Raw genomic sequence first — 24,142 nt, forward strand, 5'->3', positions numbered from 1 at the left:
ATGACCATTAAGGTAAAAAATACCATACCGGATACGCAACGTGCCGAGTTTGAGGCGATGTACCGGAAAGCCCTGTCCCTTAAAAATAATAAGGAATATGTGAAAGCTATTGAAGCTTATTCAGATATCATTACCCAAAAACAAGATGTGAAGGATTGTGTGGAGTGCGCGAAGTTATATGAAGATATTGGAGATATCTTTTACGAATTAAAGGATTTTTTGCATGCTTTTGAAAATATGGAAAAGGCACTGCATATTTATGCGGATAATGAAGAATATGATTTACAGCTGACCCAGTATAAAAAAATCGGAGGATTGCAGCAAAGTATCTGGCAGTTTAAGAAATCCATGGAAATCTTTCAGCAGGGATTGTCGCTTGCCACACGCCTGGGGAAGAGGGATAAAATAGTAGAGTTTGAATTGTTGCTGGGAAATGTATTTAACTGGGCAGATCAGCTGGAGGATGCAAAGAGATATTTAATCAGCGCTATTGAGAAGGAACGCAAAATTAATCTTCCGCTGATAAAATTACGAGCGCATGTAAGTTACGCCATCCTGATGCGCAAGATGAAGAAATACAAGGAAGCCGAAAAGTATTTCAAACTCGGCATGAAATATTCCCGGGAAAATGAGGGAGCCTATCTTTCTGATATTACTAAAAGCTACGGCATCATGCAGTTTGAAATCGGGAATTATGAACAGGCGGAAAATCTGCTGTTAGATTCGGAACAAAAACTCGTTACGGAAGGTAATAACACTACACGAGCTGTTGTGTTTGAGTACCTGGCATTGTTGTATGAGCATAAGAGGAACTATGAGAAGGCATATTATTATGTCAAGAAATATTATGACAATAAGCTGGAACTGCTGGAAAGAGGGTATTCGGATGATAACAATATCCTCCATGCAAAGATAGGATTGGAAGATGCGAAAAGAGAAAGGCTGGTGGCCGAAGAAACGGCTAAAGCAAAAAGTATATTCATTGCCACCATCAGCCATGAAATCCGAACGCCGATGAATATCATCTTAGCAACTTCTTCCCTGATGCTGAACGATGAACCCAAACCGGAGCATATCCGGTATCTGCATACACTCAAAAAATCAGGTGAGAATCTGCTGGGGATCATCAGCGATATTTTAGACGTTTCCAAAATGGAAGCCGGCAGGCTCGAAATCGAATACGAACCGGTATGGCTGAATGATGTCTTTGAAAGTATACAGTCGACTATGGAACAGTCGGCTGTATCCAAGAAGCTATTACTGTCCTGTAAGGTGGATGAAAAGATTAATTTTCCGATCTTCTCTGATCCTTTAAGGCTTACTCAGGTGTTGACTAATTTAATAGGAAATGCCATCAAATTTACGACACAGGGGACGGTCCATTTTGCTGCAAAATTAAAAAATAAAAATACGCTTCGACTGGAAGTGAGTGATACCGGTATCGGTATTCCCCAAAATAAACTGCATACCATCTTTGATGAATATGAACAGGTGAGAACCAACGTGCAGAAGAAATATAAAGGAACCGGACTTGGTCTGGCGATTTCTAAAAAACTGGTGGAGTTAATGAATGGAACCATCACCATAAAAAGTAAGATTAATGAAGGAACCCGTTTTATCATTTCTCTGCCATTTGAAAAAGCACCCGTGCAAAAAGAAGCAGATTTTTCTGCAATCCTAAAGGATGCGGTTTTCCTTAGCGGTAAGTCTGTCTTGATTGCAGACGATTTCGAGGATAATCGGTTTGTATTGAGTGAAACGCTTCGGTTCTTTAACAAGGAAATAAACATACATCAGGCGGAGAACGGATTGAAGGCGCTTGAGATATTAAAACAGGAGCGTGCAGACCTCGTTATCATGGATTTGGATATGCCGGAGATGAATGGCTTTGAGGCCTTGTCAGCCATACGAAAAGATAAGAAGTTAAAAAAGATTAAGGTTATAGCCAGTACGGCCAGCCTCATTACGGACGGGGACAATGAATTCCTGTCTTTCGGTTTTGACGGGTATCTGCCCAAGCCATTTGATGTGGAACAGTTTTTTGTTTTGCTGGACAAGATGCTGAAATAGGTTAATCTCTCAGATTTAATCCTACCACATCTTCATAAGCCACGTATAATGCACAGATACTGCTGGGTATCGTTACCAACAGGCCAACCAGCAGGCAGATTGCTCCGGCAACATTAAACAAAACAATTAAAAATAAGAAACCCACCCAATTCAGGAATTTCTTCCCGATAATTTTTCTGCTGATATCCAGTGCTTTTACAGGCTCAAAGTTTTCGAATAAAACCAGAAAGGTACCGAAGAGGAACAGAACGGATATGACCGCTGCAATAAGTCCGGCCAGTCCGGATCTGCCTGCAAATCCATACAAGGAGCTATAGGAGAAATTCATACCGCTGAAGTGATTTATATCGAACGCCGGTTTAATGCCCAGGAATGCAACCTTAAAGTAAGACCATCCTCCAATTACTAAAAAGATGGCAGCGATGATAACGGTAGGAATCAGTGTGACGATGGCCAGCGGAGTATATTTATTGGTGCCGTCAAAAAAATTGGAGAAAGAACGGGCCTCCTTCTGATCTATCATCCTGGCAACAATAAACCCACCTGCCAGAATCGGTGCGATAACAGCACTGGCAAATCCCTTCACAAACGGAATTGAACTGATAATGCCCTGTGCAACGGCTACAATAAGAATAAAACCGATAAATGAACCAATGTCCTGCTTGAAAAGTTCAATTCCCTTTTTAATATATTCTATGGAATTGGTTTCATAACCGTTCTCCAATAAGGAGCGGAGTGATTTGCCGTTTTTCTGATTCAGCAGTTCGTTGTCTAATTCTTGATTTTCCATAGCATGGTTTTATACTTGAAATTAATTAAGAATTGCCAACAATGCATATTAATTTTTCAAGAACGGTTATTCTCCGAATAATCTGGCAATTCCATAGGCTGCTGCTGCTGCGATTGCGCCTATGGCCATTACTTTAAGGGCGCCTTTAAATAATGGCTGACCGGTTAATTTGGATTTAAAATATCCGAATATGAATAAACTGATGAGTGTGACACCGGCTGAATATAACAGCCCATCCGCAGGATGGGATACAAAGAAATAAGGGGATAACGGAATGATACCCCCGGCAATATAGGAGAAACCTATTGTTAAGGCGGAATTGCGGGCACGTTTCGGGTCTGGTGTTTCCAGATCCAATTCATACTTCATCATGAAATTGACCCACTTGTCTTTGTCAACGGAAAGCTCCTGTACTGCCGCCTTTACGGTTGATTCACTTAAGCCCATGGAAGCGAATATCTCTTCCGTTTCTGCCACCTCCTTTTCTTTCAAATGTTCCACTTCGTAATACTCTCTTTTTTGTTCGGAGTCGAAGTGGTCAATCTCTGCACGTCCAGCCAGATATCCACCCAAACCCATGGCGATCGAACCGGCTGCAATCTCTGCGATGCCTGCCGTCACCACCAAAGAGGCGGAATCAACGGCGCCGCTCAGTCCCGCGGCAAGTGCAAATGGAACCGTTAAGCCGTCTGACATGCCGATTACAATATCCTTAATAAAATCGGAACTCTGTATATGCTCTTCATTGTGGTCGATAAGATTCCTGTCTTGTTCGGGATGTAAATGCATGGTGCTATGATTTGTACTGAAAATTACGATTTATTCTTGTTCAGGTAATCTATTTTATACTGCATAATGTCTGCTATGGACTGTGCCCTGAATTTTGCCATTTCCGCTTTCTCTCCTTCAAACAACTCGTCCACCGTTTCCTTCCAAAGAAACAGCCATCGGTTGAATTCCTGCTCTTTCAGAGGGAATCTTTCGTCTAAAGCAATATGTTTTTCCGTAACGTTGCCCCTGTAAACAGCTGCATCCAATAAGATGCTGTCCCAGAAATTGGCAATGACGGTCAGGTGTGGTTCTAAGTGTGAAAGTACGGTTTGCTGAAAGATGGTCCGCAGGAGTTCATCCTGTAATAATTTATCGTAAAAGAGTTTTACCAAAGTATCGATGTCTTGCCGTGCGGAGATGTCTGGTTTCATTCTGTAGATTTGTTCGCTAAATTACCTGAAATTTTTCAGAGCGTTAATAAAATATGCCATCCGGCAAATTAATCCCATATTTGTTCTATCGGTATATGGAGGATGCGTAAGCATAATTGAACCTGTCCTGCATGATATGCTTCATGATACACAATATCTGCTAAAAAAGTTCCTAAAGGTTTTAACCCGCTGCTTCTATTAATGAATATCGTATCCAGATCAGAATCAGGAAATGATTGCAGGTATGCAATAAAATCTGTTCTGCTTCTCCGGCGCGCTTCTTCCAGACTCTGTATGATGGATGCCATGGCTTGCACAATACTATCGAATGAGCCGTTTTAGATTCAATTATAAAAAAAGGCTGTCATTTATGACAGCCTTTCTATGCATAAAATAGTTTGTGTTTAACAAGGTAAGGCGTTGCAGATAGCCGTTAAGATGGAAACACCAATGGTCAGGATAATCTGGCACAATACACCACCAATAACGGGGATGGTAGATACGCTGATGGCAGCGCAAAGCGCATCACCTCCAAAGATTTTAGCTAAGATGACCGCCAGGTTGCACAAGTCTTTTAACGGGCATGCCGCTATTCGTCCGGTAACACCTGCGGGGTTGCCGATGAAATTCTGTAATTCAGGGTTGGCTTTTATGGCCTTGGTGAATGTTGCAGACAAATCGTTTTGGTTCATCTTGCTCATTTCAGGATATTTCTTGGCCAGTGTGTTCAGCGCTAACCCGAATTTTTGTAAGTCGAGGATAAATTCATCATAAGCAACGCCGGTGATGGCTTTTACTCTGTTATAATCCTGAGGAGTGGCTGTTTTATTATTGATACTGGCAGCGATACTTCTCAATTCTGCAATGTTGGCGTCATTGTTCAGCGACTGGATATCCAGTTTGGTTCCTAAATCAGCGGCAGATGTAAGTACATCTTTGAATGCCTGATCTTTGGATAGTTTAACATCTAATGCTTCTGTAGCTATGGCTGCAGTCTGTTTCTGGCAGGAAACAAAGGAAAGGGAGGATGCAACTATCAGCAGCATCATAAAACGTTGGAAATACTTTTTCATTTGGTTTGGATTTAGTTTCCTGAATTTACTAAAATAGTTAACAAATCTCACTATTTACGGGTATTTTTTTGGAGTAGCTATGAATTTTTTGACAAATGTTTAGCCAAAACTGACAAGAGGCGGAAAACAGGCTTGTACATTCTGCTGCAATCCGAATTATAGTGTCGTCTTGATATTCAGCTCCTTCATTTGCTTCTCATCAATCGTACTTGGAGAATCCAGCATCACATCACGTCCTGAATTGTTCTTAGGGAAAGCAATGAAATCACGAATGGTTTCCACGCTGTTTAAGACCGCGCACAATCTGTCAAAACCAAATGCCAGTCCGCCGTGTGGTGGTGCTCCGTATTCAAACGCATTCATCAGGAATCCGAACTGTTTTTGTGCCTCTTCTTCCGTAAACCCTAACCGTTTGAACATCTCTGCCTGTAATGCTTTCTCGTAAATTCTGATGGAACCGCCGCCCACTTCCACGCCGTTGATGGCTAAATCGTATGCATCCGCACGTACGCGGTCTGGATCGGTATATAAAAATTCAATGTCTTCTTTCTTCGGTGACGTGAACGGATGATGCATGGCAAAATGCCTGTTTTCCCCTTCATTGAATTCCAGTAAAGGAAAATCCAATACCCAAAGCGGCTTGAAGTCGTCTTTTTTACGCAAGCCTAAACGGTTGCCCATTTCGAGGCGCAATTCGTTCATCTGTTTGCGCACTTTATCTATATTGCCGCATAATACCAGCAACAAATCGCCTGATTTCATGCCTGCAGCCTCAGCCCATTTTTTCAGTTCGTCCTCATTGTAAAATTTATCTACCGATGATTTCAAGGTGCCGTCCGGATTGTAACGCAGGTAAATCAGACCGCTCGCACCAATTTGCGGACGCTTCACGAAGTCCGTCAGTTCATCCAGTTGTTTTCGTGTATATTCTGCAGCACCTTCTGCGTTGATACCAATCACCAGTTCAGCATTATCAAAAACACCAAAGCCTTTTCCTTTTACCAGCTCATTCATATCCACAAACGGCATACCGAATCGAAGGTCAGGCTTATCGCTGCCGTAGATTTTCATCGCATCGTCGTATTGCATGCGCGGAAAATCACCCAGTTCAATGCCCTTCACCGTTTTGAAAACATGTTTGATGAGTCCTTCGAACATGTTCAAAATATCCTCCTGCTCTACAAACGCCATCTCGCAGTCTATCTGCGTGAATTCCGGCTGTCTGTCGGCACGCAAATCTTCATCACGGAAACATCTTGTAATCTGGTAGTATTTGTCAAAACCGGAAACCATCAGCAATTGTTTGAAGGTTTGCGGCGATTGCGGCAGCGCGTAAAACTGTCCGGGATTCATTCTGGAAGGCACTACGAAGTCTCTCGCACCTTCCGGTGTAGATTTAATCAAAAAGGGTGTTTCAATATCTAAGAATCCATTCGCATTCAGATACGTTCTCACTTCGTGTCCCACTTTATGGCGGAAGATGATTTTTTCCTGCACTTCATTTCTGCGCAAATCCAGGTAGCGGTATTGCATACGAATATCATCGCCGCCGTCGGTTTCATTTTCTATGGTAAATGGCGGCACCTTCGATTCGGATAAGATATTAAAATCGCTGACGATGATTTCTATGTCGCCTGTCGGATTCTTCGGATTCTTGTTGGAACGCTCCACCACTTTTCCTGAAGCCTGCACTACAAACTCACGGCCCAGGCGTTTGGCGCGTTCCGCTAGCATCGGATTGGCATCCATATTGAAAACCAATTGGGTAATGCCATACCGGTCGCGCAAATCCAGGAAAAGCAATTCACCGAAGTTACGGGTGGTTTGCACCCATCCGGAAAGTTTTACCTGTCGGTTGACATGTTCCGGTCTTAATTCGCCGCACGTGTGAGTTCTGTACATAGTATAATGTTAAATGGTAAGCGTCATTCTCGCGCAAGCGGGAATCTCAAATATCAGAAAGGTGAGATTCCCTTTTGCAAGGGAATGACTTTTACAAAAATAAGAAGATAAATATTAATTAGAGGTTAATGATTAGGTTAACTATTCAGCTATACTTACCCACTATCGCATCATAATTGGTAGAAAACTCTTTATATACAGTTGAAATGCCATCGCGTAAGTTAATGGTGTGTTTCCAGCCCAGCGCGTGTATCTTGCTTACATCGGTAAGTTTGCGCGGCGTTCCGTCCGGTTTGCTTGTATCATGTACGATGGTACCTTCGTAACCTACAATTTCTTTGACCAGCAATGCCAGATCCTTAATCGTTATTTCCACACCGCTGCCGCAGTTGACAAATGTTTCGCCTTCGTAGTTTTCCATCAGAAAAAATAAGGCATCAGCGAGGTCATCAGCATGTAAAAATTCACGGTATGGCGAGCCGGTTCCCCACATCACCACTTCAGGAACATGGTTCATTTTCGCTTCGTGAAATTTGCGTATTAGCGCGGGAAGGACATGCGAATTGTTTAGATCATAATTGTCATTCGGTCCGTACAGATTGGTCGGCATCGCGGAAATGAAATTGCAGCCGTATTGTTTTTTGTACGACTCGCATAATTTAATACCCGCAATCTTGGCGATGGCGTAAGGTTCATTTGTCTTCTCGAGTTCGCCACTTAATAAATATTCTTCTTTAAGCGGCTGCGGTGCCATTTTCGGGTAGATACATGTACTTCCAAGAAACAACAGCTTTTTTACTTGGTGTTCGAAAGCTGCATGAATGGTATTGCACTCAATCATCAGGTTCTGATAGAGAAAATCTGCGCGGTAGGTATTGTTGGCATGTATACCGCCAACCCTGGCAGCAGCAACAAAAACGTAATCCGGTTTATTGGCTTCAAACCATGTGTTGACAGCATCCTGTGAAATCAGATTCAGTTCCTTTGAACTTGCTGAAAGAATGTTGCTGAATCCTTCTTTTCGCAGTTTACGCACAATCGCAGAACCTACCATGCCGTTGTGTCCTGCTACGTATATTTTTGAGTTCTTGTCCATGGTATTATCAGTGGTCAATAGTCAATGGTCAATAGGACAAATCGCGATGGACTGTCGACTATGGACTATGGACTACTCGTGATAGTTAAAAATCTTGTGTCCGCCTTCGAGTAAATACTTGTCCCGCTCAAACAACTTAATATCTGCCTGCATCATATCTTTTACCAATGACGCTAAGTCGTGTTTAGGTTCCCAGCCCAGTTTGGTTTTGGATTTGGTTGGATCGCCAATCAGCAAATCGACTTCTGTTGGACGAAAATACCGAGGGTCAATTGCCACTACTTCTGTTCCTGCTTCCACCTGGTATTTCGGATTTGAACAGGAAACGATGTATCCTTTTTCTTCCGCACCTGTACCTTTAAATTCAACTTCTATGCCTACTTCCTTAAATGACATGCGTACAAATTCGCGTACTTCCGTCGTTTTACCGGTTGCGATAACATAGTCATCCGGTTCAGGCTGCTGTAATATCAGATACATGGCTTCCACATAGTCTTTAGCATGTCCCCAGTCGCGCTTGGCATTAAGATTTCCTAAATACAATTTGTCCTGCAGTCCTAAGGCAATCTTGGAAACTGCTCTGGTGATCTTTCGGGTTACAAATGTTTCACCGCGCAGCGGTGATTCGTGGTTGAATAAAATACCATTGCAGGCATAGATGCCATACGCTTCGCGGTAGTTTACCGTAATCCAGTAACCATACATTTTAGCTACGGCATAAGGTGAGCGCGGATAAAACGGTGTCTTTTCAGATTGCGGAATTTCCTGTACTTTGCCGTATAACTCAGACGTGGATGCCTGATAAATCTTAGTTTTATTTTCCAGTTTGAGTATTCGTATGGCTTCCAGTAAACGAAGTGAACCTACGCCATCCACATTGGCGGTATATTCCGGGGTGTCAAAACTCACCTTTACGTGGCTCATGGCACCCAGGTTATAGATTTCATCCGGCTGCACCTGATGAATGATGCGAATCAGGTTGGTAGAATCGGACAAATCACCGAAATGCAGCACAAAATTGCGGTTGTCTATATGCGGATCCTGATACAGGTGGTCGATTCTGTCTGTATTGAACAGGGAACTTCTGCGTTTGATGCCATGCACTTCGTACCCTTTTTTCAATAAAAGTTCTGCCAAATACGCGCCATCTTGTCCTGTAATGCCAGTAATAAGAGCTTTCTTCATAAATTGTTTATTAAGCGAATGGCAAAAATAAGACTTTTTTTCGTTTTTTTACGGCATCAATGAAACGTAAAATTGCGGTATTGCTGTCGGGTTCGGGGACGAATGCGAAAAATATATGTTCTTATTTCAAAGGGCATCCGGCAATTGAGGTGGCATTGCTGATAAGTAATAAAGAACAGTCAGGAGCCAGGGCAATCGGGGAAGCGTTTCATATCCCATCATCCATCTTTAATAAAGAGAACTTTTACCACTCGGAGGAGGTGCTCCAAACGCTTAAAAAACACCAGATTGATGCCATTGTACTGGCCGGTTTCCTGTGGATGATACCTGAAAATCTTCTTTTGGAATATCCGGACCGCATCATCAATATCCATCCCGCCTTATTGCCGAAATACGGCGGAAAGGGAATGCATGGTATGCATGTGCATGATACGGTGTACAATAACCGGGAAAAGGAGAGCGGTATTACCGTTCATTTGTGCAATGAAAAATACGATGAGGGGAAAATCCTGTTTCAGCAGAAGGTTGGATTGACAGAAACAGATACACCGGAAACGATTGCCCGGAAAGTGCAGGAACTGGAACATCTGTATTACCCGAAAATTATAGAGACTTATCTCTCCGGCTCTGATTTTAATTAATTAATTTGATTCCGGTTTTTTCATAACAAACAGGAAATACAAAAGGATGAACGAGGTTACAGCACCCGTTACGATAAAAGTAGCTGCTGCTCCGTAGTTGTACCAGATTAATCCTGCCAGTGAGCTGGCCATCATCGTGCAGATACTCTGAAATCCGGTATAAGTGCCGATGGCGGTGGCTGTATCTTTTTTGTCGGTAATATTACTGATCCAGGCTTTGGAAACACCTTCTGTTGCAGCTGCATAAATTCCATACAGAAAAAATAAGATAGCTATCGACGTTATTCCCGAACCGGTACTCATACCGATATAAACGATAACAAAGAGTACAAGCCCGCTGATGAACATAGACTTCAGTCCAATCTTATCTGCCAGTATACCCAGCGGGAAGGCAAATAGTGCATATATCAGATTATAAAAAATATATACTCCGATAACCAGGGTGTCACTCAGCCCGGACTGTTTGGCTTTGAGCAGCAGAAATACATCCGAACTGTTGAAAAGGGTGAATGCCAATAATCCGATCACCAGTTTACGGTACTCTGCCGGACTGTCTTTCCAGTAATGCAGGAAGGAAAACAATGAAGCTGATGTTTTTTTCTTTACGGGTACAGGCCTTTGCTTTTCTTTCAGTAGGAACGTAGAGATGAAGGCAAACATGCCGGGAATGAAAGCAATGTAAAAAAGCGTTTTGTATTGTTCCGGGTAAAAGTACAAATAGAGCAATGCAATCGACGGTCCTAATACAGCACCTAATGTATCCATAGAACGGTGAAATCCAAATACTTTCCCCTTTGTTTCAGGCGTGGCTTCATCGGACAGCATGGCATCCCGCGCACCCGTTCGAATGCCCTTGCCGAAACGGTCCATGGTACGCGCAAAGAAGATCCAGACCGGATAGGCGAAAATGGCCATCATGGGTTTGGAAATGGTGCTTAACAGATAGCCTGATTGCACAAAAGGGACCCGTTTGCCGCTTTGGTCGGAAAGTTTGCCGAAGTACCCTTTGCTCAATCCTGCAATGGCTTCCGCCAAGCCTTCCAGTATGCCGATCAGCAGGATGGAAAATCCGATGGTCTTTAAATAAATCGGCATAATAGGATATAGCATTTCACTGGCCATGTCGGTAAACAGGCTGACAAGTGATAGTATCCGGATGCTGCGGGTGATGTATTTCAATGATGTGTCGTTAGAATGTAAATGATAATGTAAGATATGCAAAGTTTTTAGCTATCCTTACCATCCTGCATTTTCAGCCGAATGGCACTATGATGTCTTGCGGTAATTCAATATCGCCCAGCCATTGAGTACGACTCCAATCAGAAAGATACAGCCTAAATGATAGCTGATATCCGTCAGCCCGCTGCCTTTTAAAATAACCATCCTCGTGATGCGGATAAAATGGCTAGGGGGAAAAAATTGTACCAGTATTTTCGCCCAATTCGGCATGCTGTCCACCGAATTGAAGGTGCCGCTGAGGATATTGAAGATATTGATAAAAAAGAATGCCAGCGATAATGCCTGCTGGTGCGTGTTGGAATAGGTGGAAATCAGCAGGCCCATGCCGAGCATGGTAAACAGATAAACAATGACGGCAATATATAATACATATAATTTCCCCGCAGGCACCACACCGTAGATGATATAGGCGGTAATAAGGCCAAGGGTGAAGAGGATGATGCCCAATACCAGAAAAGGTATTAGTTTGCCCAGGATGAAGATATGTTTCTGGATGGGAGAGACGTTGATCTGTTCAATCGTTCCGCTCTCTTTTTCCTGTACTATATTGAAGGCCGATTGCATCGATGCAATGGTGGTAATCAGCGTGACAAGGATCGCCGGAACAATAAACAGGCGATAATTCATGTATGGATTGTACCAATTGGTGGCCGCAACGATTACCTGTGGCTTTTGACTCATTTGCTGCTGCACCCATTTCACCCGTACGTTATCGTTAAAGTCTTTCATTATACTGGCCAGATAAGTTCCTCCCAGATTTGCCTTTGTTCCTTCAATCGCGTTGATGGCAACATAAACCTGATTATGATTTTCACGCACCAGATTCTTTTCAAAATTCAGCGGAATCTGGAGAATAAGGTCCGCCTTATCTTCTTCCACCATTTTCAGTCCTTCATCATACGTGTCCAGCATAACCTGTCAGCCTGAAATTGCCGGAGGCGGTCAGTTTATGGATTAACTTTTGAGACAATGTACTATGGTCATTATCCACTACCGCAATGTTGATGTTCTTGACGGAGTAATTCGCTGCCAGTGGCAGCAGGATCAATTGTATGATTGGAGCAATGATAAGTACAGCCAGCAAGTTCCGGTTGCGCATCAGCTGCCTGAATTCCTTATCGAGTAAAAAAAATAACGTCCTCATTCCAGCCTGATTTTGAATTTTCGCAAACTGACGGCAAAAAGTAAAATGGTCATACCTGAAAGTATCAGCGTTTCTTTCCATACCGAACTGAATCCCAGTCCTTTCAGCATCACCCGTTTGATGATGATGAAGAACCACCTCGACGGAACGGCATTCGCTATCCATTGCAATGGCAATGGCATATTTTCTACCGGAAACATAAACCCGGTCAGTAGTAAAGTCGGCAGCATCATGCCCAGTAAGGAACTCATCATGGCAGCCTGCTGTGTTTCAGCATTGATAGAAATATACAATCCGATGGATAAGGATGTAAGGATAAACAGAATGCTTTCAAACAGCAATAACACCAGGTTTCCTTTTATTTCCAAATCGAGCAGGGTGGAGCTGAGAATCAGGATAATGAACAGGTTCATGATGGATATCATCAGGTAAGGTGTCAGCTTGGAAATGATGATGTAGGCCGGTTTAAACGGTGATACCAGCAACACTTCCATGGTGCCCAGTTCTTTTTCACGGACAATCGCCACGGATGTCATCATGGTACAGACCAGCATCAATACCAGTGCCATTACTCCGGGTACAAAATTCGGCGCGCCTTTTAACTCAGGATTGTAGAGCATGCGCACTTCCGGAACAATCTGCATCGGCAACATGGAAATATTTCCGGAACCTAAATTATAGTCCTGCACAATTTGAGAAAGATAAGCGGTAATGGCGGTGGCCTGGTTGGGGTCGGAGGCATCTGCAATCACTTGTAGTGTTGCCCTGTTCGTATGCGCCAGGTCTTCGGCGAAATTGGCAGGAAAAATCACTGCCATCTTTATAGTACCTTTTTTAAAGGCGGCTTCCAACTGTTGTGCGCTTTGCAGATTTTCCTCGATATCGAAATAGCGGCTGGCTTCTATCTTCTCAATGATTTTACGCGTTACTTCATCTTTGGAATAATCACAGATGACAATGCGCGAATCACGAATCTCATTGCTGAGTGCAAAGCCAAACAGGATGATCTGCGTCACCGGCAATCCGAACAGCATCAGCAGTGATTTCCGGTCGCGGAAGACATGCAAGAATTCTTTTCGTATGAAGACGATGAGTTGTTTCATTAATCCGCTTTTCGTTTGGCATTTCTCGCCAGTTGATAAAATACATCCTGCATGGTCGGTGCCTGGAATTGCTGTTTCAGTGCCGCCGGACTGTCCAGCGCTGCAATCACGCCATCTACCATGATGGAAACCCGGTTGCAGTATTCCGCCTCATCCATATAGTGCGTGGTGACAAATACCGTTACGCCTTTATCCGCGGCATAATAGATCAAATCCCAGAATTGCCGACGCGTTACAGGATCCACGCCTCCGGTGGGTTCATCTAAAAATACGATGCTTGGGTCATGTACGATGGATACAGAAAAGGCCAGTTTCTGCTTCCATCCCAGCGGCAATTCCCGCACCAGTGTTTTAGCCTCATTCTGTAATTGCAGTTGAGCTAACAGTTCATCCGTCTTTACAGCGATTTCTTTACTGCGCATGCCATAGATGCCCGCATAGAAACGAATGTTCTCTTTCACCGTCAGGTTGTCGTACAGGGAGAATTTCTGGCTCATGTAGCCGATATTCTTTTTGATTTTTTCCGTTTCCGTATAGATGTCATAACCTGTTACGGTTGCTGTTCCGGATGTTGGTTTCAGCAATCCGCAGAGCATCCGCATGGCAGTGGTCTTGCCTGCACCGTTTGCGCCGAGAAAACCAAATATCTCTCCTTTACCCACTTCGAAGGTCAGCTCATCCGCTGCGATAAAATCGTCGAATCGTTTGGTCAGTTTATCACACACGATGACAGAAGGCATGCTTAGTTTTTTAGGAGTTGAATGAAACAATCTTCTATAGTGGGCGGTATGGATTCCATGGTAAAATCCGAAATGTCATGCCTTGATAAATAGGCTTTAGCTCCAGCCTCTCCATCCGCTGTATCAAAGGCAACATGGATGGAGTCGCCGAATGCAAAACAGGATAAGGTGTGCTCATATTTTCGCAGCTCATTCATCACGCTGAATGTTTGTGGCGTTTTGACTGCAAACAATTTGTGTGGGAATGTCGCCTGAATGTTTGCGGTAGTATCAATGGTCAGGATACTGCCGTTTTGTATCAATGCGATGCGGTCGCACAGCACCACTTCATCCATATACGGTGTAGATACCAGGATGGTGATGCCCTGGTCCTTCAGTTTTTTCAGCATTTCCCAAAATTCTTTCCTCGAAACGGAATCGACACCGGTCGTCGGTTCATCCAAAAACAATACCACCGGTTTATGAATCAGCGCACAGGATAAGGCCAGTTTCTGTTTCATGCCGCCCGATAATTTTCCGGCTCTTCTGTCCTTGAATGGCTCTATCTGCTCGTAGATATCTTTGATGAGATGATAATTTTCCTGTATGGTGGTGCCGAAGATCGTGGCGAACAGATTCAGGTTTTCTTCCACAGATAAATCCTGGTACAAACTGAATCGTCCGGGCATATAACCGATGGCATTGCGTATTTTCTTATAATCGTGCACCACATCCCAGCCATTCACCGTTGCTGTTCCGCTGTCTGCCAAAAGCAAGGTGGTCAGGATACGGAACAGGCTCGATTTTCCCGCTCCGTCAGGGCCAATCAACCCGAATATTTCACCGGAATTGACTTCCAGGGAAATATCCTTCAGGGCACTGACGGTACCTTTGTTGTAGGTTTTGTTGATATGGCTGACAGAAATCATGCGTATCAGAATTTTACTTCACCGTACATGCCCAGTTTAATATAGCCGTCATTCTTTACACGAATCTTGATGGCATATACCAGATTGGCGCGTTCATCTTTGGTCTGTATCGTTTTCGGGGTGAACTCCGACCGGTCGGATATCCAGGTGATGGTGCCGGGATAGGATTTGTATCCTTTTTCCCCGTTGTCAATCTGAACCGTAATGTTTTGCCCGAGTTTTACGGCATTAAGCTGTGAACCGGTGATATAAGCGCGCAGGTTCAACGTGTCAAGGTTGGCGATTTTATACAAGGCCCTTCCTGCCCCCGCCATTTCGCCTTCCATTGCATACTTGGTCAGTACGGTTCCGTTGACGGGGTTGATGATGCTTCCTTTGCTGATTTGGTTTTCTATCAGCTTCACGGATTTCTCCATCGGGTTTTTTTCACTCAGGATCGCCCTGTTCTGCGTGGATACATTGGAAGTGTATACAGCAATCTGCTGTCTGGTGACGACAATCTGTTTTTGCAGTTCTTCCACTTTGGCATTCATGTCGTCGTATTGTTTTTTGGTAGCAGCATCTGCCTTCAGCAGTCGTGCAATGCGTTCCCGCTCGCCCTGCAGGTATTTCAGGTTGGTTTCCTGTACCGCCAGCTGGTCCTTGATGAGCTGCAGCTGCGGATGGGGATTGCTCGTTTTATTCGGCAATATGGAAATGGTGGACTGTACCTGCTCTTTCTGGTATTGAAAATTTGATATATCGATTTGACCGACATTCATGCCTTTCTGCAGCACATCGCCTTCGTGCACGTTGAGGGAAAGAATCTTGCCGGGCTGTTCAGCCGACACAATGACTTCATCGGATTCAAAAACACCGGAGGCATCGGGCTTGTGATTGCCCAGCTGACAGGACGCAAAGAGTACCAAAGTGCCTGTTATAAAAAATAGTTGTTTCATATCTTCCTGTTTATAGATGTTCAGTTAATTCCCGCTCGTAGTCTTTTGTGCATATTGTATCATCAGCAGTTGCAAATCATGCAGGATTTTATTCTGCCTTGCCTGGTCTTCTTCATTCACTTCCTTCAGGTAATCGTTTGTATTGATGACACCGTTTTCCAGCTGCACGAACGATGTCTTTTTGACTGATTCCCGCAGCGCGATAATTTCGTCATCCGTTCTTATCAGGTCTTCATATTTCTGCATGTCGGAATACTGTTGGCTCATTGAAAGCTTTGTGTTGAATAGAAACGTATGCTGCATCACGTCGATGGATTTGCGGTCGTTGGCGGTCAGCAGCTTTTCTTTCCTGAAGGTGTACATGCCACCCAACGACCAGTTCAGGCGAATACCGGTGATGTAGAACGGGGTAAGTTTTTCTGATAGCATATTGACGGGTGATGGCCTGCCCATGCCGCCCTGAAAGAATACGTTCAACCGGGGATAATTCTTCGCCGCAATCAGTTTTTGCTGCAGCAGCGATGATTTCTTCTGCAGTTCGTAAATAGTCATTTCAGGCCGCCGGATAGAATCCGTCAGGATAAACGGCGGCTGTGGTTTGACGAGTGTGGTGGTTTCGCTCATGTCCTTGCCGGTGAACAAACCCAGCATGGACAAATACGCTTTTTTAGCTGCTTGCATTTCAATATCACGTTGCTGCACCTTTAATAATTCCGCTTTCAGCTTATCGAGATTGCTTCGGAAAGCCGTTCCGTTTTCGATGGCCGCCTGCACCTGCTCAATACCGCGTTGTATGTCTTTTTTCAATAAATCACTTTGCTTTTGTTGTTCGTCAATCAGCAGGGCCCCGAAAAACAACTGGTTGATGCGTTCATGCAGTTTGTACAGTTCAACGGTAATATTTTGTTCCTGAATTGCAGCTTCGTTGGATTTCAATTGCCGCTGAATTTTATTTAATGGAAAATCCGTCAGCGACTGCGATACTTCACCTGCCAGCCGGTACTGGTCTCTGGAGATATTGGGCGGTTCATAGCCCGGTATGGTCACCGGCAGTTCTATCTTCGTTACCGCAGACTGGTATGTTGCCTGTCCGGAAACGACAAACTGCGGATAGATGCCTTTGGCGATATTGGATATGCTGTAATTCCTGCTTTGTTCAATCAGGCTGCGTTGCTGCGACAACGGATAATTGGCTTCCGCCCATTGATAGCACTGTTCGATGGTGACCGGTTCCTGCGCAGACAGCTGCAAGGCCTGAACCAGCAGACAGGTGATGCTCACTAGGTTCCAAAAGATTCGGTTCATGATGATTTATTTTCAGGTGAGGAGAGATGGGTGGTGAACATCGCTTTCAACCACACCGGAATCAGTTTTTTGCGTTCGAGCATGAGTTGTTCGAATTCCCTGTCACTGATGCCGGTCCGTGCCTTCAGCAACGAGCTGGCAGCGAATGGAAATACAATCAGTGACATAAGGTTGGCCATGAAGTGCAGCGGATGGACAGCCTGAATTTTTCCCGACTGTATGTTTTCCAGGATCTCTTTGAAGAAATAGGCACGCAGTTCCCTTCATGCCGTTCAGCAGCGGGTCGTCGCCTTTGTCCAGTTCCAGCCCGTTGGTGCGGCTGATGCTGAGGATGAAAAACGGCAGGTCGGGATTGGCGATGAGCATATCGATATAGCGGTCAATCAGCAGTTCCAGCTTTTGTTCCAGGTTCAGGTGTTCGCTGTGCTGCATGCTCTCCAGCATTCCGCTGAGAAACAACAGCACGTTTTCCCGCATCACGATTTCAAACAGTTTATCCTTGCTGCGGAAGTAGTAATTGAGCAGGGCGAGATTGATGCCCGCTTCCTGGGCGATGTCGCGGGTTCTGGTGGCGGCTAAGCCTTTTTGGGTAAACAGTTTTTTAGCGGCAGCCTTGATTTTGGCTTCCGTACTCAGGTCTTTTGATAATATTTTCTTGATGCCCATTGCCGTCTTTGGTAGAATGACCATTCAAAGTTAGTATTAATTTTTTGATTTAAACAAAAAAATTAATCAAATGATTAAATTTAAATACAAATCGTTGGCTGTTAGATTATTGGATGTTATTTGTCATTTCATAAAATGCTGTTTCAGCGTCGGTAATGCGTCGAAAGTTAGTCGTAATGGCTCGCTGCAATCAGTTAGGTGATTAAATAATCAGGTCTTTATGCTGAGACTCAAATGGACGAAGTATTGTTACATATTTTTCCCATTCCTGATGTCACACCGAACGTAGTGAGGTGTCTTTCGAATGGCGAAGGATAAATGAAATGGATAGCAGAAACGTATATGCGGTGTGCTCAAAGGTTGTCTCCCTGCGGTCGACAGGACGGGTTTGTTTTTTTCTTTCATGTTCCATTGAACATAGTAAGGTGTCTTTTAGCTTACAAGGAATAAACGAAATGAACAAAAAAACAGGAAAGCGGGACACTTCACTGATTTGTGGTCGCAGCGGGACGCTACAACCAGTTTGGGGGTAGTAATTACAAATTAAATTCTAAAAACTTTCCTGGCATTTCAATAATAATTTTTTTGTCGCTTGAAAATACATTCCGTATTGTTCTGTTAAATAGTAAAATGTCCACAATGTCTCCGTTAGTGTCATAGAACACAAGGCTTTGGTCAGTGAATAATAAGATATGATTATCCAAGTATTTTATTTTTGATCTAGTCGATCTATTAAACTCAGTTTTTACTATAGTTTTAATGTGTTTATTTTTTTTAAATAAATGAATAAATAATCCCTCGCAAATAACTAAAGTCTCATTTACCATTGCAATGCTATCGAAACTATAAAAATATTTATTATTAGATGCAAAATCTATTGTGATAATAATATTCCCAGATGTTGTCAGTACATAAACATTTCCAGACTTACATGCTAAATATATGAAATTATGCTTGTCAATGAAAGACGCACAAACTTCATTAGGCTCATATGGGGTAAAAATATCATTCATTGTAAATTGCATAATTACACGTCCAGGAAATGTAGAATTATTATTTTTTATAGCTGTCGAAATCAATCGCATCCAAGTAGTCTTTTGCTGCGTTTAATTTTTTTCATTTTTTCTTCTGATTCAATTATGTTTTCAGGATTTTTGTCGGGATGATAAATTTGAGCTAGTGTTTTGTAGGCAGTTTGACCTCTTCTTTTCTGGAATCTCTTCAATCCCTAAAGTCTTTAAATGGCTTTCAGTTTTCAGGATCAAGATTATTACTTCCTTCTTTAAATTTACCTTCTGTGGAATTACTTGGTAACACCCAAATTGATTTTTCTCTAAATGACAGGTCAAATAAATACACTTCTTCATTTTCTGTAAGTAAAATAGTGTCTGCATTTTTTGAAATATCAATAGAATTGTTCCAGTTTCTGTCTGATTGAAAAATACTTGTAGCGTTATATGAACTAAATTCAAACAGGTCGTCATTTAGCAAAATAGCATTTTTGCTTTTTGTCCTTACAATAAATAAATTTGAAAAAGGGTCTTTAACTATTCTATATAAATCAATGTCGACGGACTTCATGTCACTTTTAGGACGAAGAATTAAGTCATCTTTATAAAAGTCGAATAGACTGTTTATTGGGCAAATTCGATTGGTTTTTTTATACAAATCAATAACAGAATAACCCTCATATTTGTTTGCATTGAAACCTCTCGGAATTTCTATGATTTGATTTGTTGTTAATTTGCCGAAGGCGGATTTATAAAAATCTTCTGAAGTAGTCACTTCATACTTTTTAGGAACAATTGGTTTTTTTGGATTTAGTTTATTATGAGATTTTATTATTTTGTTGTAACTATTAATTTCTGAAGAGGTTATTGTAGAGGAACATTCAAACATTTCTTCATAAACTAATATTGCCTTTTTATAATTGAGCTTTTTTAAATAAGAATCAATTTCTGGCACAAAAACACTTTTTACAGCAGAATGGATAGAGTTATCAATACAAAAGACATTTTTGTAGGATTTGGCTTTTTCTTTTTTCTCATCTTTTTTAAGGATATTAAAATTGTAAGAGCTGTCGAAGCAAACTTCTGAAAAATGCCTTTTTAGTGCTATTTCAACTTCGTTAATTTCAGGATTTTTAGGAACAACAAATTTCTGTCCCAATGCTGGGTCTATTGTTATTTTAATTGTTTTGCGGTCTTTCTTATTTAGATCTTTTTCCGTCATTGTCGTCCGAAGATTATTACACCTAACGTTCCGAAGTTTGGCGAAATCGCGATTTCGCCAAGTCACAGGAATAAATTTAGCTAAAACATTCTAATATGTTAATGCTTGAACTAAGAAAATAGCAGCCATTTTGAAAGGCTGCTGTTGTGTGCTATTTTATTTAGATTCATTTTCCTATACGATATATGCCCAATTATTGCCAATTATTTACTAAATCTATTAATTCTTGATCTGATAAATTTTCATAATTGTCTTTTTCTAATGCCGTCACAATATTAAGTTGCATTTGTTCACTTAAATTATATTCATCATAGCTAGGAATCATCTTTTCAGTAATACTTTCTGAATAGTAAAAATATGTTCTAAAACATCCATAATTAAAAAAACTATAAACAATTTCAAAATTAGTATTTTTGTTTTGTTTATAACTAAGTGGTCCAAAATATAAACTTCTAGAACCTATATTGTCTCTTATTAATCTTTCCTGAAACCATAATAAATCCATGCTGATTTCAAATTTTATGAAAAAATAATTCAATTTATTTTCCCCATCGAGAAACCTTATTAATTCTGGATTTATTGTAATATTATTTGTTGCGAGCCTGCAACAGAAGTTTTTTATAAAATACCTAAATACATTATGTTTTTGTTTGATGATGCAATCTGAAAATATTTTACTGAAATCTAACGACTCCGCTTCGATAATTGAACTTAAATTTGAATTTATATAGTTGATAAACGTTTCGTAAGCCTGATCTGCAGGTTGACTCTTTTCATTATTGCACTTTTGACACAATACGTTATTAAATTTTAAGTAATCAGAATTAGCACCTTGTATATTATATAATTTGTCATCACGGACTAGAACTGTTTTATCATTTAAACTTTGGCTTCTTTTCCCAAAATTATTTATTACGTCAGTTTTTTTGTATTTGTGTTCCCTTGAGTTAGCTAAACTACCACACCACCAACAAATAGTATCTGTTTTTTTTATTCGTATCATATTAAATGAAATTCACCCAACTTGTTCTTATGTCTGATTTAATCAGACTTAAACACCCAAAATCAGTTGTATAGACCTTTATATATCATCTCTCTTTCAAATATACGTAATAAATTTCAATAACATATGCGGTAGCTGGTGAATGAGTTTAGGATGGATAGTCAAAAATCCTTAACAAATCATTTAACCTCCTGCGTATCGCTAATACCGTATAACAGCTTACCTTTGCAGCGTAAAATCATTTCCGTGAAAAAAATCAAAGCAGCTCTTGTCTCCGTCTACTACAAAGACGGCCTGGACGTGTTAATCCATACCCTGGGGAAACAGCAGGTCACCTTTTACTCCACCGGCGGCACGCAGGCCTTTATCGAGGGGTTGGGCTATACGGTCATCCCCGTGGAGGAACTGACCTCTTATCCCAGCATACTGGGTGGCCGCGTGAAAACCCTGCACCCCAAGGTGTTTGGTGGCATCCTGGCGCGCCGTGAAAACCCGGAGGACCTGGAGCAGCTGAAACAATACGAGATTCCGGAAATTGACCTCGTGGTCGTGGATTTGTACCCTTTGAAGAAACGGTCAGAAATTATACGTCTCTGTTTGAAGGGGAAATTACCTCGGAAATCATCGAAAAGATTGATATCGGCGGCATTTCCCTGATACGGGCGGCAGCCAAGAATTTCAACGACACCGTGATCGTATCGCAAAAGAGCCAGTATGCAGAACTGGCGCAGGTGCTGGAAGAAAATCAGGGGCAGACCTCGCTGGAATTCCGCCAGCATTTTGCCCAACAGGCATTTGCCGTCAGTTCCCACTATGATACCCTGATTCACCGCTATTTCTCCCGTTCCGCCCCTTTTGATACGTTTAAGGAAAGTTACCTGAACGGAGAGGCATTGCGCTACGGCGAGAACCCGCACCAAAAGAGCTATTTCTACAACAATATCCACGAAGTGTTTGACATCCTGAACGGCAAGCAGTTGTCCTACAACAACCCTCGTGGACATCGATGCGGCGGTACACCTGATGGCGGAGTTTATAGAAACCACCTTTGCGGTGCTGAAACATACGAACGCCTGCGGCGTGGCTTCCAGAGCGACTACGGTGGAGGCCTGGAAAGCCGCACTGGCTGCCGACCCAGTTTCGGCTTTCGGCGGGGTACTCATTACGAATGCGACACTGGACGAAGCGACGGCGGCAGAAATCGACAAGCTGTTTTTTGAAGTGCTGATTGCGCCGGATTTTGAGCCGGAAGCCCTGCAGATACTGATGAAAAAGAAGAACCGCATCCTGCTGAAACAAAAAGGGACCGATTTCCCGTCCAGGCAGTTCAAATCCCTGCTGAACGGGGTGATTGCACAGGATTTTGATAAGAAGATAGAGTCGGCGGAAGAGCTGAAGACCGTCACCAAACGGACGCCTACCGCCGAACAGATAGAGGATTTGGTGTTTGCCAACAAGGTGGCCAAACACCTCAAGTCGAATACGATAGTACTCGCAAAAGGCAGGCAGCTGCTGGCGATGGGCTGCGGGCAGACTTCGAGGGTGGATGCGTTGCAGCAGGCTATCCACAAGGCACACTCGTTCGGCTTTGACCTGAACGGTGCGGTGATGGCGAGCGATGCGTTTTTCCCTTTTCCGGATTGCGTGGAAATAGCGGATAAAGCAGGTGTTTCGGCGTTCATCCATCCCGGCGGCAGCATCAAGGATCAGGATTCCATCGATTACTGTGATGCGCATCATCTGGTGATGGTGCTGACCGGTATACGCCATTTTAAACATTAATCCGTAACAAAGATTAAATTTTTGAGGAACGTTCTAGTTGTCATTTATAAAACGTATTTTTATCGTTTGATTTAATAAGTATAAGAAAGAATAGAAAATGGGATTTTTTAGTTTTCTGAATAAAGAGATTGCATTAGACCTTGGTACGGCAAATACGCTGATCATATACAGAGACCAGGTGGTGGTAGACGAACCGTCTATCGTGGCCGTTGATAAGAAAACGAATCAGGTGATTGCAGTGGGAAAGAAGGCGATGATGATGCACGAAAAGACACATGCCAACATCGAAACGATACGTCCGCTGAAAGACGGTGTGATTGCCGACTTTACCGCAGCGGAAGCGATGATACGTGGATTTATTTCCATGATAAATGATGGCAACAAATGGTTTCGCCCGTCGTTGACGATGGTGATCTGCATTCCATCGGGTATCACGGAGGTGGAGAAACGTGCAGTAGTGGAATCTGCGGAGCGCGCGAATGCGAGAGAACGCTATTTGATTCACGAACCGATGGCGGCGGCATTAGGTATAGGCCTCGATGTGGAAATGCCGGAAGGCAACATGATCATTGATATCGGCGGCGGTACGACGGAGATTGCGGTGATTGCCCTGTCAGGAATTGTAACCGATCAGTCTATCCGTGTGGCCGGTGACGAGTTTACACTGGATATCGTGGAGTATGTGAAAAGACAGCATAATATTTTAATCGGTGAACGTACGGCGGAGCCGGTGAAAATACATGTGGGTTCTGCCTTGCAGGATCTGGAAAATCCGCCGGAAGATTATGCCGTTCACGGAAGAGACTTGCTGACGGGCATTCCAAAACAGGTGACCGTTTCCTATTCGGAGATTGCAGGTTGCCTGGATAAATCCATTTCCAAGATTGAAGAAGCGGTGATGAAAGCGCTGGAGTCTACTCCGCCGGAACTGGCTTCGGATATCTATCGCAAAGGATTGTATCTGACGGGCGGTGGCGCGTTGTTGCGTGGCCTGGATAAACGGATTGCCATGAAAACAAAACTGCCGGTACAGGTGGCGGATGATCCGCTTCGTGCCGTTGTACGGGGTACCGGAATCGCATTGAAAAACAGAGACCGTTTTACCTTCCTGATGAGTTAAACG

General features: G+C 42.8%; 22 protein-coding genes and 2 pseudogenes. 4 read left to right on the forward strand and 20 right to left on the reverse strand.

The window, feature by feature from the left end; genetic code table 11:
- Entirely contained in the window at positions 1–2,070 is a 2,070-nt protein-coding gene (locus tag IPM95_09430) for a response regulator (protein MBK9329513.1), read from the forward strand.
- A 1-nt stretch (position 2,071) separates the two neighbouring features.
- Here IPM95_09430 and IPM95_09435 read toward each other — a convergent pair whose 3' ends face one another.
- The 8 genes from IPM95_09435 to gmd all read right to left on the reverse strand — a co-directional run bounded on the left by IPM95_09435 (position 2,072) and on the right by gmd (position 9,318).
- A complete protein-coding gene (locus IPM95_09435) occupies positions 2,072–2,860 on the reverse strand; it encodes a hypothetical protein (GenBank protein MBK9329514.1) in 789 nt (262 codons plus the stop codon).
- A gap of 66 nt (positions 2,861–2,926) precedes the next feature.
- The gene (locus IPM95_09440; protein MBK9329515.1) at positions 2,927–3,649 is read right to left on the reverse strand and encodes a VIT1/CCC1 transporter family protein; all 723 of its coding nucleotides are present in this window, start codon (positions 3,647–3,649) and stop codon (positions 2,927–2,929) included.
- A gap of 23 nt (positions 3,650–3,672) precedes the next feature.
- Positions 3,673–4,062 carry a group III truncated hemoglobin gene (locus IPM95_09445; GenBank protein MBK9329516.1) on the reverse strand — a complete coding sequence of 130 codons (390 nt, stop codon included), beginning with the start codon at positions 4,060–4,062 and terminating at the stop codon, positions 3,673–3,675.
- A 68-nt stretch (positions 4,063–4,130) separates the two neighbouring features.
- Positions 4,131–4,370, reverse strand: a complete 240-nt coding sequence (locus IPM95_09450; protein ID MBK9329517.1) for a DinB family protein — start codon at positions 4,368–4,370, stop codon at positions 4,131–4,133.
- Positions 4,371–4,466: 96 nt separating this feature from the next.
- Entirely contained in the window at positions 4,467–5,135 is a 669-nt protein-coding gene (locus IPM95_09455) for a hypothetical protein (protein MBK9329518.1), read from the reverse strand.
- A gap of 156 nt (positions 5,136–5,291) precedes the next feature.
- Complete coding sequence (gene aspS / locus IPM95_09460) at positions 5,292–7,037, reverse strand: aspartate--tRNA ligase (GenBank protein ID MBK9329519.1); 1,746 nt, start codon at positions 7,035–7,037, stop codon at positions 5,292–5,294.
- A gap of 145 nt (positions 7,038–7,182) precedes the next feature.
- Positions 7,183–8,133, reverse strand: a complete 951-nt coding sequence (locus IPM95_09465; protein ID MBK9329520.1) for a GDP-L-fucose synthase — start codon at positions 8,131–8,133, stop codon at positions 7,183–7,185.
- Between the two features lie 72 nt (positions 8,134–8,205).
- On the reverse strand, positions 8,206–9,318 hold the full coding sequence (gmd, locus tag IPM95_09470) for a GDP-mannose 4,6-dehydratase (GenBank protein MBK9329521.1): 1,113 nt from the start codon (positions 9,316–9,318) through the stop codon (positions 8,206–8,208).
- A 59-nt stretch (positions 9,319–9,377) separates the two neighbouring features.
- Between gmd and IPM95_09475 the strand changes: the two genes are divergently transcribed.
- Positions 9,378–9,959: a phosphoribosylglycinamide formyltransferase gene (locus IPM95_09475; protein ID MBK9329522.1), complete on the forward strand. Its 582-nt coding sequence runs from the start codon at positions 9,378–9,380 to the stop codon at positions 9,957–9,959.
- Here IPM95_09475 and IPM95_09480 read toward each other — a convergent pair whose 3' ends face one another.
- The 12 genes and pseudogenes from IPM95_09480 to IPM95_09535 all read right to left on the reverse strand — a co-directional run bounded on the left by IPM95_09480 (position 9,960) and on the right by IPM95_09535 (position 21,237).
- A complete protein-coding gene (locus IPM95_09480) occupies positions 9,960–11,138 on the reverse strand; it encodes an MFS transporter (protein ID MBK9329523.1) in 1,179 nt (392 codons plus the stop codon). It lies immediately after the preceding gene.
- 87 nt (positions 11,139–11,225) lie between these two features.
- Positions 11,226–12,342, reverse strand: a pseudogene (locus IPM95_09485) (ABC transporter permease).
- A complete protein-coding gene (locus IPM95_09490; protein ID MBK9329524.1) occupies positions 12,339–13,445 on the reverse strand; it encodes an ABC transporter permease in 1,107 nt (368 codons plus the stop codon). The pseudogene IPM95_09485 and the gene IPM95_09490 overlap by 4 nt, the downstream one beginning before the upstream one ends.
- Positions 13,445–14,185 carry an ABC transporter ATP-binding protein gene (locus IPM95_09495; protein MBK9329525.1) on the reverse strand — a complete coding sequence of 247 codons (741 nt, stop codon included), beginning with the start codon at positions 14,183–14,185 and terminating at the stop codon, positions 13,445–13,447. Before IPM95_09495 ends, IPM95_09490 begins: the two co-directional genes overlap by 1 nt.
- Positions 14,186–14,187: 2 nt before the next feature.
- Complete coding sequence (locus IPM95_09500; GenBank protein ID MBK9329526.1) at positions 14,188–15,093, reverse strand: ABC transporter ATP-binding protein; 906 nt, start codon at positions 15,091–15,093, stop codon at positions 14,188–14,190.
- 5 nt (positions 15,094–15,098) lie between these two features.
- Positions 15,099–16,031: an HlyD family efflux transporter periplasmic adaptor subunit gene (locus IPM95_09505; GenBank protein ID MBK9329527.1), complete on the reverse strand. Its 933-nt coding sequence runs from the start codon at positions 16,029–16,031 to the stop codon at positions 15,099–15,101.
- A 24-nt stretch (positions 16,032–16,055) separates the two neighbouring features.
- The gene (locus tag IPM95_09510; GenBank protein MBK9329528.1) at positions 16,056–17,336 is read right to left on the reverse strand and encodes a TolC family protein; all 1,281 of its coding nucleotides are present in this window, start codon (positions 17,334–17,336) and stop codon (positions 16,056–16,058) included.
- A 102-nt stretch (positions 17,337–17,438) separates the two neighbouring features.
- Positions 17,439–18,002 carry a helix-turn-helix transcriptional regulator gene (locus IPM95_09515; protein MBK9329529.1) on the reverse strand — a complete coding sequence of 188 codons (564 nt, stop codon included), beginning with the start codon at positions 18,000–18,002 and terminating at the stop codon, positions 17,439–17,441.
- Positions 18,003–18,538: 536 nt separating this feature from the next.
- Entirely contained in the window at positions 18,539–19,087 is a 549-nt protein-coding gene (locus tag IPM95_09520) for a hypothetical protein (protein ID MBK9329530.1), read from the reverse strand.
- Complete coding sequence (locus IPM95_09525; protein MBK9329531.1) at positions 19,078–19,227, reverse strand: DnaJ domain-containing protein; 150 nt, start codon at positions 19,225–19,227, stop codon at positions 19,078–19,080. The genes IPM95_09520 and IPM95_09525 overlap by 10 nt, the downstream gene beginning before the upstream one ends.
- A 23-nt stretch (positions 19,228–19,250) precedes the next feature.
- A complete protein-coding gene (locus tag IPM95_09530; protein ID MBK9329532.1) occupies positions 19,251–20,234 on the reverse strand; it encodes a hypothetical protein in 984 nt (327 codons plus the stop codon).
- Positions 20,235–20,427: 193 nt separating this feature from the next.
- The gene (locus IPM95_09535) at positions 20,428–21,237 is read right to left on the reverse strand and encodes a hypothetical protein (GenBank protein MBK9329533.1); all 810 of its coding nucleotides are present in this window, start codon (positions 21,235–21,237) and stop codon (positions 20,428–20,430) included.
- Between the two features lie 237 nt (positions 21,238–21,474).
- On the opposite strand from IPM95_09535, the pseudogene purH reads away from it, so the two are divergent.
- Together purH and IPM95_09545 are read left to right on the forward strand one after the other, a co-directional pair.
- A pseudogene (purH, locus tag IPM95_09540) lies at positions 21,475–23,019 on the forward strand (bifunctional phosphoribosylaminoimidazolecarboxamide formyltransferase/IMP cyclohydrolase).
- Positions 23,020–23,116: 97 nt separating this feature from the next.
- On the forward strand, positions 23,117–24,139 hold the full coding sequence (locus IPM95_09545; protein ID MBK9329534.1) for a rod shape-determining protein: 1,023 nt from the start codon (positions 23,117–23,119) through the stop codon (positions 24,137–24,139).
- Positions 24,140–24,142 lie beyond the last annotated feature (3 nt).

Source organism: Sphingobacteriales bacterium (assembly GCA_016719635.1).
In the GTDB taxonomy this organism is placed as follows: Bacteria; Bacteroidota; Bacteroidia; order Chitinophagales; family JADIYW01; genus JADJSS01.